At 65.6% G+C, this 11,070-nt stretch carries 11 protein-coding genes; 10 read left to right on the forward strand and 1 reads right to left on the reverse strand.

From position 1 onward, the window contains the following. Positions 1-133: 133 nt before the first annotated feature. The 9 genes from LRS03_RS18590 (at position 134) to LRS03_RS18635 (ending at position 8,895) form a co-directional block, all read left to right on the forward strand. Positions 134-868 (forward strand): TerC family protein, encoded by a 735-nt coding sequence (locus tag LRS03_RS18590; protein ID WP_257827358.1) that lies wholly within the window; start codon positions 134-136, stop codon positions 866-868. 110 nt (positions 869-978) lie between these two features. After that, positions 979-2,247: a serine/threonine-protein kinase gene (locus LRS03_RS18595; RefSeq protein ID WP_308296445.1), complete on the forward strand. Its 1,269-nt coding sequence runs from the start codon at positions 979-981 to the stop codon at positions 2,245-2,247. A gap of 41 nt (positions 2,248-2,288) precedes the next feature. Further along, on the forward strand, positions 2,289-3,071 hold the full coding sequence (locus LRS03_RS18600; RefSeq protein WP_257827359.1) for a Stp1/IreP family PP2C-type Ser/Thr phosphatase: 783 nt from the start codon (positions 2,289-2,291) through the stop codon (positions 3,069-3,071). Positions 3,072-3,136: 65 nt separating this feature from the next. Continuing rightward, positions 3,137-3,814, forward strand: a complete 678-nt coding sequence (locus tag LRS03_RS18605; protein WP_257827360.1) for an FHA domain-containing protein — start codon at positions 3,137-3,139, stop codon at positions 3,812-3,814. A gap of 175 nt (positions 3,815-3,989) precedes the next feature. Then, positions 3,990-4,766 (forward strand): MBL fold metallo-hydrolase, encoded by a 777-nt coding sequence (locus tag LRS03_RS18610; protein ID WP_257829603.1) that lies wholly within the window; start codon positions 3,990-3,992, stop codon positions 4,764-4,766. Between the two features lie 182 nt (positions 4,767-4,948). Then, positions 4,949-5,518, forward strand: coding sequence for a pilin (locus LRS03_RS18615; RefSeq protein WP_257827361.1), 570 nt, complete (start codon positions 4,949-4,951; stop codon positions 5,516-5,518). A gap of 132 nt (positions 5,519-5,650) precedes the next feature. Further along, positions 5,651-6,139, forward strand: coding sequence for a pilin (locus tag LRS03_RS18625; RefSeq protein WP_374685066.1), 489 nt, complete (start codon positions 5,651-5,653; stop codon positions 6,137-6,139). A gap of 153 nt (positions 6,140-6,292) precedes the next feature. After that, positions 6,293-7,066 carry a TfpX/TfpZ family type IV pilin accessory protein gene (tfpZ, locus tag LRS03_RS18630; protein WP_257827362.1) on the forward strand — a complete coding sequence of 258 codons (774 nt, stop codon included), beginning with the start codon at positions 6,293-6,295 and terminating at the stop codon, positions 7,064-7,066. A 32-nt stretch (positions 7,067-7,098) separates the two neighbouring features. Further along, positions 7,099-8,895, forward strand: a complete 1,797-nt coding sequence (locus LRS03_RS18635) for a PglL family O-oligosaccharyltransferase (protein ID WP_257827363.1) — start codon at positions 7,099-7,101, stop codon at positions 8,893-8,895. Here LRS03_RS18635 and moaC read toward each other — a convergent pair. Further along, positions 8,882-9,397, reverse strand: coding sequence for a cyclic pyranopterin monophosphate synthase MoaC (gene moaC, locus LRS03_RS18640; RefSeq protein WP_257827364.1), 516 nt, complete (start codon positions 9,395-9,397; stop codon positions 8,882-8,884). The genes LRS03_RS18635 and moaC overlap by 14 nt on opposite strands. A 136-nt stretch (positions 9,398-9,533) precedes the next feature. On the opposite strand from moaC, the gene LRS03_RS18645 reads away from it, so the two are divergent. Next, complete coding sequence (locus LRS03_RS18645) at positions 9,534-11,066, forward strand: M48 family metalloprotease (RefSeq protein ID WP_308296448.1); 1,533 nt, start codon at positions 9,534-9,536, stop codon at positions 11,064-11,066. Positions 11,067-11,070 lie beyond the last annotated feature (4 nt).

Here is an 11,070-nt window from a genome sequence, read left to right on the forward strand (position 1 = left end):
GGCAAGGTCGCCCGGCGACACAAGGCCGCGCGCTCTGCGCGGCTTTTTCGTTCCAGGGCCACGTAATTCCACGAACGCCGAAAGGCTCTTCCGCTTCCTACACTTTCCGGCCGCACGCCACGAGGACCCGCAGATGGAACAGTTCATGACCCCCGAATTCTGGATCGCCGTCGGGCAGATCATCATGATCGACATCCTGCTCGGGGGCGACAACGCCGTCGTGATCGCCCTCGCCTGCCGCTCGCTGCCGCCGGCGCAGCGTACCAAGGGCATCATCTGGGGTACCGCGGGCGCCATCGTGCTGCGCGTGGTGCTGATCTTCTTCGCGCTCACGCTGCTGGCGATTCCCTACCTCAAGCTGGTCGGCGCTGTGCTGCTGCTGTGGATCGGCATCAAGCTGCTGGTGCCCGAAGACGAAGAGGGCCACGCCAACATCGCCGCGAGCGACAAGCTGTGGGCGGCCGTCAAGACGGTGATCGTGGCCGACTTCGTGATGAGCCTGGACAACGTCATCGCGATCGCCGGTGCCGCCGAATCGGCAGGCGGCGACCACCAGATGCCGCTGGTCATCTTCGGCCTGCTGGTGAGCATCCCCATCATCGTGTGGGGCAGCCAGTTCGTGATCAAGCTGATGGACCGCTTCCCGATCGTCATCGTGCTGGGCGGCATGCTGCTCGGCTGGATCGCCGGCACCATGGCCGTGACGGACCCGGCGGTGACGCCCTATCTGCCGGCCGGTGCGAAGCCCGATGAGCCGGCGGCATGGCTGCGCTACGCGGCGGGGGTGGGCGGAGCGGTGCTCGTGTGGCTGCTGGGTCAGGCGGTGCGCTGGAAGCGCGGCCGCAGCGCCCCGGCCACCGAATCCTGACCCCCTGAGGCCCGCCACGCCGGGCCGCCGCGCCAGCAGCGGCCTGTGATACCGTCCCGGCTCCAACATTGCGAAGCGAGGCACGGGTCTTGGGCATGGCGGATCACCTCTTGCGGACGTCGATCGCGGGCACCGGCCTGATCGCCCTGGCCCTCTTGGTGGTGTTTGCGGAGATCGCCTGGGTCCTGCCCCGTGTGCGCCGCGAGGCCGGTGTGGCGGTCTCGGTGACGCTGGCCACCAGCGTCTGGGCCGTCAGCGGGTTGCTGTGGTGGCAGCTCAAGGTGCCGATGGGCTGGGCGCTGCCGGTGACACTCGCGCTGGTGTTCGGCCATGTCGGTTGGCTGCTCGGGCGGCGCCCCCAAGAGCCGCGCCGCGCCGAGGCGCCGACCACTTCCCTGCCTGCCACCGGCGCGCGCCCGACCCGCCCCGGGGTCGAGCGCAGCACCCTCGGGCGCTACCAGCTCGAGCGTGAACTCGGCCGCGGTGCCATGGGGGCGGTCTACCTCGGGCGCGACCCGAAGATCGGCCGCCAGGTCGCCATCAAGACCATGGCCTTGAGCCGCGAATTCGCCGGCGACGAGCTGGTCGAGGCGCGCGAGCGCTTCTTCCGCGAGGCCGAAACCGCCGGGCGCCTGCAACACCCCGACATCGTGACCATCTTCGATGCCGGTGAAGAGCGAGAGCTGGCCTACATCGCGATGGAGTACCTGAAGGGCGACAACCTCCAGGCCTATGCCCAGCCGCCCAAGCTGCTGCCGGTGGCGAGCGTGCTCCAGATCGTGGCCCGCGTGGCCGATGCGCTGCACTACGCCCACAGCCAGGGTGTGGTGCACCGTGACATCAAGCCCGCCAACGTGGTCGTGGATCCGGCCACCGATACGGTCAAGGTCACGGACTTCGGCATCGCCCGTGTGGCCGACTCGGCGCGCACCCGCACCGGGCTGGTGTTGGGCACGCCTTCCTTCATGTCGCCCGAGCAGCTCGCCGGGCGGCGTGTCGATGGCCGCAGTGATCTCTATTCGCTGGGCGTGATGCTGTTCCAGCTGCTCACCGGCCGCTTGCCGCACCGTTCGGAATCGATGGCCACACTGATGCAGCAGATCGCCAACGAGCCGGCGGCCGATGTGCGCAGCATCCGTCCTGACCTGCCCGAAGCGCTGGCGCGGGTCGTGGCGCTGACGCTCGAGAAGCGTCCCGAAGCACGCTATGCGAGCGGGCAGCAGCTCGCTGCCGACCTGCGCGCGGTGCTCGCCCGCATGAAGGCCGGAGACCCGCAACCGGCGCCGCCAGACGGCAGCGCAGTCCCCCCCGATTCCAGCGGATTCGCCGCTACCGTGAAAATGGAGCGGGTCGAGACAGGGCACAATCCCAGCCGCTGATCCACCTCCGTGATGAACCTGCCCGCGCCCGCCAATCCGCCATGACGCTTGAGTTCTTCAGTGCCACGGACACCGGACGCGCCCGCAACAACAACGAAGACTCCATCGCCGTCCACGAAACCGCCGGGCTGGTGGTGCTGGCCGATGGCATGGGCGGCTACAACGCCGGCGAAGTGGCCAGCGGCATGGCCACATCCTTCATCAAGGCCGAACTCGGCCGCTGGCTGCAGGAAGCCTCCAGCAACGCCACCGACACCGACGTCCGCCGCGCGATGGACATCTGCGTCGACAACGCGAACCGGGCGATCTTCAACGCTGCCAATTCCAACCCGCAGTACGCCGGCATGGGCACCACGCTCGTCGTCGGAGCCTTCCGCGAAGGCCGCCTGTTGATGGGGCACGTGGGCGATTCGCGCGGCTACCGGTTCCGCGGCGGCCGGCTGGTGCAGATCACCCACGACCACTCGCTGCTGCAGGAGCAGATCGACTCCGGGCTCATCACGCCCGAGCAGGCCGCGTTCTCCACCAACAAGAACCTGGTCACCCGCGCCGTCGGTGTGGAAGACACGGTGCTCCTCGAAACGCACCTGCACGACATCATGCCGGGCGACGTCTACTTGTTGTGTTCCGACGGTTTGTCGGACATGCTGGACGACGACGGCATCGCCCAGGTGTTGCAGTCGCACGATGCGCTTCCCGAGATGGGGCAGGCGCTCATCGATGCGGCGAACGACGCAGGGGGAAAGGATAATATTGCCGTGGTGTTGGTGCGCGTGAAGGGCCAGAGCAATGCGCCCCGTTCGTGGTGGCCCTTCAGGCGCTGAGGCGGTGGTCCACATCATCCATCTGGCCCATCGGGCCTGAGACAGACAAAACACAGAGGTCAAGCATGGGCAAGCTGGTCGTATCGCTCGACGGGGTGGTGATCAAGGAAGTTCAGATCACCAAGGACAAGACCACCCTCGGCCGCCGTCCGTACAACGACATCGTGATCGACAACCTGGCGGTGAGCGGCGAGCACGCCGTGCTGCAGATGGTCGGCACCGACGTCTTCATCGAAGACCTCAACAGCACCAACGGCACCTACATCAACGGCAAGGCGGTCAAGAAGCAGCTCTTGACCCACAACGACACGGTCGAGATCGGCAAGTACAAGATCAAGTACCTCGTCGACGACGGCACCGACTACGAGAAGACCATGATCATGAAGCAGGGCGCCCCGGCCCCTGCGGCGTACAGCCATGGCTTCGCGCACACCTCGGCGCAGGGCACCAACTCCGGGTTCGGCGGCCTGGGCCAGAGCGTCGTGCCCGGCACGATCAAGGTCTTGAACGGGGCCGCGGCCGGCCGTGAAGTGGCCCTGACCAAGGTGGTCACGACCGTGGGCAAGCCTGGCGTGCAGGTGGCCTCGATCACCAAGCGCCCGGGCGGCTATGTGTTTGCCCACGTGGAAGGCGCGACCCGTCCCACCATCAACGGCAACCCGCTCGTGGGTGATACCCTGCATCTGAAGAACGGCGATGTGATCGAAACCGCCGGCACGCAAATGCAGTTCATCCAGGCCTGACGCTCGCCACCCCTGGCGTGACGCTTTTCACGCGGCCCGCGAGGGCGTGCTGGAGGCGGGCGCCAATGGCCGCGAATTGCCGCATTGCGACCTTGCGGCAGGGGTCTCCAGCCGGCAGCATCCAGGACACGCGCATGTTGCGCGCGGCTCTGCGCTCTCGCCCGGCTTCTCATCCATGAAAATTCGCGTCCTCGGTTGCTCCGGCGCCATTGCCGAAGGCAGCCGAACCACCTCCTTCCTGGTCGACCACGATGTGCTGGTCGACGCTGGCACGGGGGTAGGCGACCTGCCGCTGGAGGCGCTGGCGCAGATCGACCACATCCTGGTCACGCATTCCCACCTGGACCATGTGCTCTCTATCGGGCTTCTTGCTGACGCGGTCATGCGTCGGCGCGCAGCGCAAGGGCGCGGGCCGATCGAGGTGCACGCCCTGCCCGAGACGCTGCAGGCCCTGCGTACCCACATCTTCAACGGCGTCATCTGGCCCGACTTCACCCGGCTGCCCGAGGCCGACCGGCCGGTGCTGAAGATGATCCCGTTTCAGATGGGCGACGAGCTGACGCTGAACGGCAAGACCTTCGAGGTGCTGAGCGCGGCGCATACCGTGCCCGCGGTGGGATTCGCCCTTCGGGGCCGAGACGCCTGGTGGGTGTTCACCGGCGACACGGGCCCGAATCCGGCGCTTTGGCGCCGGCTGGCGTCGATGAAGGTGGCCCATCTGGTCATCGAGACGGCCTTCGGCGACGAAGAACGTGACGTCGCCTGCTTGAGCCAACACCTGCATCCCCACAAGCTCGGTCTGGAACTGGCCCAGCTGCAGGGCAGCGTGAATGTGCACATCACTCACATCAAGCCTGGCGAGGTCGAAGCCGTCATGGCCGAGATCGGCCGGTTGACGACCCCCCACCGTCTCAGCGCCTTGCGCGCCGGCCAGGTGCTGGACCTCGCCTGACGCCTCAGTGACGATTTCCGTCAATCTGTGTCGGCATGCAACGTGAACTCCATCACCCAGTGACCCTTTGTGTCAGAACTGCGGGCGGATTCCACGCTTTTTCCCCCGATTCAGGGTGGCATGCAGGGTGCAACAGAAGAACCGTGTCTCACCCCCTCCCTATTTCCTTTCAGGAGCTCTCCATGAAGCGTGCTATTCAAAAGGGTTTCACCCTTATCGAACTGATGATCGTTGTGGCGATCATTGGTATCTTGGCTGCGGTTGCGCTGCCGGCTTATCAGGACTACACCGTTCGGGCGAAAATCTCGGAAGCTGTCATCGCAGCAAGCAGTGCGAAGAGCTTGATGGCCGAAGCCTTCCAGTCCGACTCTGTGACCGGGATGGCCGCAGCTGCCGCTGCATTCAATAATGTGCCGTTTGCGCAGAAGGCTTCGAAGTATGTGTCTAACGTGTGTGTGGGTGCTGTTCCGCCGGCAGGTGCTAACTGTCCAGCCCCAGGCGCCAACGCCTTTGATGTGCGTGTGGCCATCTTGGCTACGGCTGCTTCCAATAACGGCTTGCCCGCCGCCATCAATGGCCAGACGATCGTGCTGACGCCGAATGTGGCCAATGCGGCTCCTGTGGCTGGCGTCGCTGGTGCCATCGACTGGGCCTGCGCCAGCGAAACGAGTGGTGTTGCGACCGCTCGCGGCTTGACCAACATCGTCGCAGGGACGCTGATTGCCAAGTACGCTCCGTCGGAGTGCCGCTGAGTTATCGGTTGGTCGGCTTGCATTGTGTTTTGGAAACGCCCGCACTAGCGGGCGTTTCTACAAGCGCAACTGGAGTGTTGGAGGCTGTCTATGCGATGCGTCAGTCAGGACGGTTTTACCCTGATAGAGCTGATGATCGTCGTGGCGATCATCGGCATCTTGGCGGCCGTGGCGGTTCCGGCCTACCAAGATTTCACGATTCGTGCGAAGCTGTCCGAGGCGACCCTGGCGGCGGCCCCTGTGAAGAGCATGTTGAGCGAAGCTTTTCAGATGAATGGCGTTTCCGGGCTCGATAGCGCAGCGACGGTCTACAACGGCATCCCAGTTGCCCAAAAGCGCTCCAAATATGTTGATGACATCGTCGTGACCGGCGCAGCAACGCCGTGGCCCGTCGTCATCTCCATTGCCGCAACTATTGGGAATGGAATTCCAACGGGGTTGCACCAGAACACGATTGTTCTTTCTCCAAATCTCCAGGGCGCCGTTCCAACGGCTTTGATGGAAGGTGCGCTCGATTGGGCATGCGCAAGTGAGTCTGCCAACACGGCCACGGCGCGCGGTTTGGGCAATCGGACACTTGGCTCGCTGCCAGCAAAGTACGCTCCTTCTGAATGCCGTTGATGTGCGGCCGGAGTTGCGGTTGCCAGACCGCTGTCACGTTGCCCGTACTGGGATGAATCGACCTTAGCATCCGGGCCTGCGCGGATTTGCAAAACGGTGGGTGCGGACCTAGCGTCAGGTGCTGATCCAGCGCACGAAACCGATTCATTGCCTATGAACATCCAAAAGCCCCAGCTCAATCTGCGGCCTCGCCTGCGCGCCGCTGGCATTCACCTGCTCATCAGCATGGTCGTGGCTGCCTTGGCCGCCGCGATGGTGTTTGCACTTTGGTATCCATGGCCCTATCGGGTGGTGTCAGGTGGTCAAGGCCTGTTCGTCCTGGTGGTCACCGTGGACCTTGTGCTCGGGCCTCTTCTCACGTTGGCCGTATTCGATACGGCAAAGGGATGGCGCCACCTGCGGCGGGATTTGGCCGTGATCGGGGCCTTGCAGACCGCGGCACTCGCCTATGGCGTGCACACGGTGTATGAGGTGAGGCCGGTGGCGATGGTGTTCGAGACCGATCGCTTCCGCGTGATCAAGGCTGTCGATGTGCACCTCGCCGAGTTGCACTTGGCCCCGCCGGCCTTTCGATCATTGCCACTGACTGGTCCCTGGCTCCTTGGCGCCCGTGCTCCAAAAGCAGGAAGCGAACGCACAGATGCGCTCTTCCTCGGCATCGGCGGTGTTGATGTCGCCCAACGTCCGCTTTTCTGGCAACCCTATGAACTGTCGCGTACCGCAGCTCTGGCCCGATCGAGGCCGGTGAGCGCGTTGTTGCAGCGGTATCCCTCGGAAACGCAGACGATCAACCAGGCAATCAGGTCGGCGGGCATGTCTGTCGACCAGGCTCGCTTTCTCCCTTTGGTCGCTCGTCGCGACTGGGTGGTGCTCTTGAGCCCGAAGGGTGATGTCAGCGGCTATCTACCGCTCGATGGCTTCTTTTGAGGCACTGAATGCGGTGAGGTGAGAATCGTGGGATGCAAACGAACGCAGCTCCTCTAAGTCCGACCTCACCAACTTCTCTCTTCTTGGCAGCCTCGGCCATGTTGGCCATTTGCGGCCCAGCTTGGCTGGCCTACAACGTCTCACCTTCTGCCACATTTCTTAATCAGGCCCTGTCTCTCGGTGGATGGGGTTGGCTGCTCGCGCTCACGGCCTTGTGCCTGAGCAAGGCAGATGGTGAACGTAGTTGGTCCCAAGTTCTGCCGCTGGCACTCGCGTTTTTCCTGGTGGCTCTCGGGGTTGGCGGGTCTCTGCTGCTTCATCGGCTGCCGTCGTCCTTGGCGCTCAGTGCTCTCGGCTTGATTTTTGGTGGCTGCCTGGCAGCGTTAACAGGCGCGATGCGCGGACATCGAGCATTTCAGGCGCTGTGCGTCGGACTGCTGCTAGCGGGTTTGGTCAATCTGCCTGTGGCGGTGGTTCAGGTTTTTGCACCTACGTCAATCGAAGGTGATTGGATCGCACGCGCTGGTGCGCAGGGGCGGGCGGGCGGAAATCTGCGGCAGCCGAATCATCTGAGCAGCCTGCTCTTGTGGTCACTAGCGGCGTTGGTGTGGCTTCATGACACGCTGGTAGAAAAGTCAAATGACCGCCAGCGTGTGCTTGCCGTTCGATGCGTGACGGCAGTTTCCTTGATTGGCCTGATCTTCGGAGATGTGCTGACGGTGTCTCGCACGGGCACCGTCTGTGTCTTCTTGCTTGCCTTGTGGGGTGTGCTGGACCGGAACCTCTCTCGCTTTACCCGCATGCTGCTCTGGGCGGCCCCTTTGATTTATGGGCTGTGCTGGCTTGGCATGTCCGAGTGGAGTCGGGCGGCCGGTGCGGGATTCATCGGCGACGCGCAACTGCAAAAGTCCGACCTCTCCAGCTCCCGCTTCGCCATCTGGTCCAACACGATCGACCTCATCAAGCAGAACCCCTGGCTCGGCGTCGGCTGGGGCGAATTCAACTTCGCCTGGTCGTTGACGCCCTTCCCCAACCGCCCAGTCGCCTTCTTCGACCACACCCACAACCTCCCGCTCAACCTGCTGGTCGAACTCGGCATCCCGCTGGGAACGCTGGCGCTGGCGTTGCTGGCCTGGTCGCTGTGGAAGGCGTTCGTCGCCTGCCGCATCACGCCGCAGCCGCACAGCACCATGGTCCGCACCGCCTTCGTGATGGTGCTGATGATGGTCGTGCACAGCATGCTCGAGTACCCGCTGTGGTACGCGTACTTCCTGCTGCCCACCGCCTTTGCACTCGGCATCTGTCTCGGACATTCGACACCGCAAGACGCGGCCGTCGAGGCGGCACCCGCTTCGCCGCGGCTTCGGCAGGCGCTCGTCGTCGCCTCCCTGCTGCTGGTCGCCGGCACCGTCTTCTCGGTCTTCGACTACCTGAAGGTCACGAAGATCTTTGCCGTCGACGATGACGACACCACCCCGCTGTCCTACCGCATTGCCCAGGGCCAGAAGAGCGTCTTCTTCGCCCACCACGCCGACTACGCTGCCGCGACCGTCGCGACTCACCCGTCGACCGCGTGGAAGGCCTTCCGCCGCGCGCCGCACCTGTTGCTCGACACCCGCCTGATGATGGCCTGGGCCAAGGCGTATGCGGAGAAGGGTGACATCGAACGCGCGCGCTACATCGCCGACCGGCTGCGCGAGTTCCGAAACCCCGACTCGGCAGAGTTTTTTGCGGAATGCGACAAGGCCAAGACGGCTGGTACGCCCGAGCCCTTCCAGTGCAAACCGGCGACCCGCCAGTTCACCTACCAGGACTTCAAGCTGCGCTGAGGTCGGCGCTCCAGTCGCCCGACTTGCCCCCGTGCTTCTCCAGCACGCGGATCTCGCCCATCACCATGCCGCGATCCGCCGCCTTGCACATGTCGTAGATGGTGAGCAGCCCCACCTGCACTGCGGTCAGGGCCTCCATCTCGACACCCGTGCGGCCCAGTGTTTCCACCTGCGCGGTGCAGCGGACGAGAGAAGCCGACGCGTCCACCTCGAACTCCACCGCCACCTTCGTGATCGGCAACGGGTGGCACAGCGGAATCAACTCCGCCGTGCGCTTGCTCGCCTGGATCGCCGCGATGCGCGCGATGCCGAGCACGTCGCCCTTCTTCGCGCTGCCCGACTGGATGATCGCCAGCGTCGCCGGCAGCATGCGGATCACGCCGCTGGCCCGCGCGATGCGGTGTGTCTCGGCCTTGCCCGACACGTCGACCATGTGCGCCTGCCCTTGCGCATCGAAATGCGTGAGCGGCGAGGTCGACGGAGAAGGCACAGGTGCGGACATGGTCGGGAAACAGAGGAGCAACGTGGCGCTGGCATGATAGTCGCGAGCCGGTCGAACCTTCGCGCCGTGCCGTGCTCCAACCTGCACCCCGCCAGCCTCGCCTGATTTGCTGAACTCCGCCTTTTCCCGCCGTCCCGTGGTGCGCCTGCTGGCTGCCGTGTGTGCCGTGAGCCTGCTCGTGCCTGCGGCGCCCTCGGTGGTGGCGCAAAGCCGCCTGCCGGCGCTCGGCGAGACGGCCTCCGACGACCTGAGCGTGGGCAGCGAGCGCCGCCTGGGCGACCAGATCATGCGCGACATCCGCCGCGACCCCGACTACCTCGACGACCCGGTGCTGCTCGAATACTTGCAGTCGCTGTGGGACCCGCTGGTCACCGCCGCCCGCCAGCGCGGCGACATCGGGCCCGACCTCGAACAGCGCTTCGCCTGGGAAGCCTTCCTCGTGCGCGACCGCAGCGTCAACGCCTTCGCGCTGCCGGGCGGCTACGTCGGCGTGCACCTGGGTCTGATCGCGATGACCTCCACGCGCGACGAACTGGCCTCGGTGCTCGCGCACGAGCTCACCCACGTCACGCAGCGCCACATCGCGCGCAGCATGGCCAACAGCGCGCGCCAGTCGCTGATCGGGCTGGCCGGCATCATCCTCGGCATGATCGCCGCCAGCCGCAGCACCCGCATGGACGGCGCCAACGCACTCATCACCGGCGGCCAGGCGGTGGCCGTGCAGGGCCAGCTCAACTTCTCGCGCGACGCCGAGCGCGAGGCCGACCGCATCGGCTTCAGCGTGCTCACGCAAGCCGGCTTCGCGCCCGGCGGCATGGCGGCGATGTTCGAGAAGCTCGAGCACAACTCGCGCCTCAACGACAGCGGCGGCTTTCCCTATCTGCGCACCCACCCGCTGAATGCCGAGCGCATCGGCGAAGCACGTTCGCGCCTGGGTGCCACGTCCGCCGCCGCACCGGTTGGCGTGCTCGCCCACACGGCGGCGCAGGCGCGCGCCCGGGTGCTGATGGACGCGCGCATCGAGTCCCTGCGCCGCTGGCAGGCGCTCGACGCGCCCGCTGGTGCACCTGCGGCCGAGCGCCTGATGGCCGGCTACGCCAGTGCGCTGGCGTCGACCTTGCTGCGCGACTGGTCGCGTGCAGACACCGCCCTGCAGCTGGCCCAAGGAGCCGCCCGTGGCGATGCGCGGGCACAGCGTGACGTCGCCTTGCTGCAGGCCCAGTCGCTGCTCGCCCGCGGCGACACCGAGCGTGCCGGCGAGGCCCTCAAGCCCTTCGCCAAGGCCGACGGCCAGCCCTCGTCGCGTGCGGTGATGCTGCTCTCGGCGCAGGTCGCGATGGCGCGCGACAAGCCCACCTTGCAGCGCGCCGCCGAGGAGCTGCAGACCTGGACCACGCTGCACCCACAAGACGCCACCGTCTGGTCGCAGCTCGGCCGCGCCTGGGAAAAGCTCGACCAACCGCTGCGTGCGCTGCGTGCCGAAGCCGAGTCGCGCATCGCGCTCGGCGACCTCATCGGCGGGGTCGACCGCCTGCGCGCCGGCCAGCGTCTTGCGCGCACCAGCCGCAGCGTCGACTTCATCGAAGCCTCGGTGATCGACGCACGCCTCAAAGAGATCGAAGCGCAGGCGCGCCGCCGCGAAGCCGAAGACCGCCAGCGCGAAGGCTGATCGC

The sequence above is a fragment of the Rhizobacter sp. J219 genome (assembly GCF_024700055.1).
In the GTDB taxonomy this organism is placed as follows: Bacteria; Pseudomonadota; Gammaproteobacteria; order Burkholderiales; family Burkholderiaceae_C; genus Rhizobacter.

Bases quoted from the DNA above. Each gene is read 5' to 3' on its own strand.
- LRS03_RS18610 (WP_257829603.1), top strand. From the start codon at position 3,990: ATGAAAATTCGCGTCCTCGGTTGCTCCGGCGCCATTGCCGAAGGCAGC.
- tfpZ (WP_257827362.1), top strand. From the start codon at position 6,293: ATGAACATCCAAAAGCCCCAGCTCAATCTGCGGCCTCGCCTGCGCGCC.
- LRS03_RS18600 (WP_257827359.1), top strand. From the start codon at position 2,289: ATGACGCTTGAGTTCTTCAGTGCCACGGACACCGGACGCGCCCGCAAC.
- LRS03_RS18605 (WP_257827360.1), top strand. From the start codon at position 3,137: ATGGGCAAGCTGGTCGTATCGCTCGACGGGGTGGTGATCAAGGAAGTT.
- LRS03_RS18625 (WP_374685066.1), top strand. From the start codon at position 5,651: ATGATCGTCGTGGCGATCATCGGCATCTTGGCGGCCGTGGCGGTTCCG.
- moaC (WP_257827364.1), bottom strand. From the start codon at position 9,397: ATGTCCGCACCTGTGCCTTCTCCGTCGACCTCGCCGCTCACGCATTTC.
- LRS03_RS18590 (WP_257827358.1), top strand. From the start codon at position 134: ATGGAACAGTTCATGACCCCCGAATTCTGGATCGCCGTCGGGCAGATC.
- LRS03_RS18635 (WP_257827363.1), top strand. From the start codon at position 7,099: ATGCAAACGAACGCAGCTCCTCTAAGTCCGACCTCACCAACTTCTCTC.
- LRS03_RS18615 (WP_257827361.1), top strand. From the start codon at position 4,949: ATGAAGCGTGCTATTCAAAAGGGTTTCACCCTTATCGAACTGATGATC.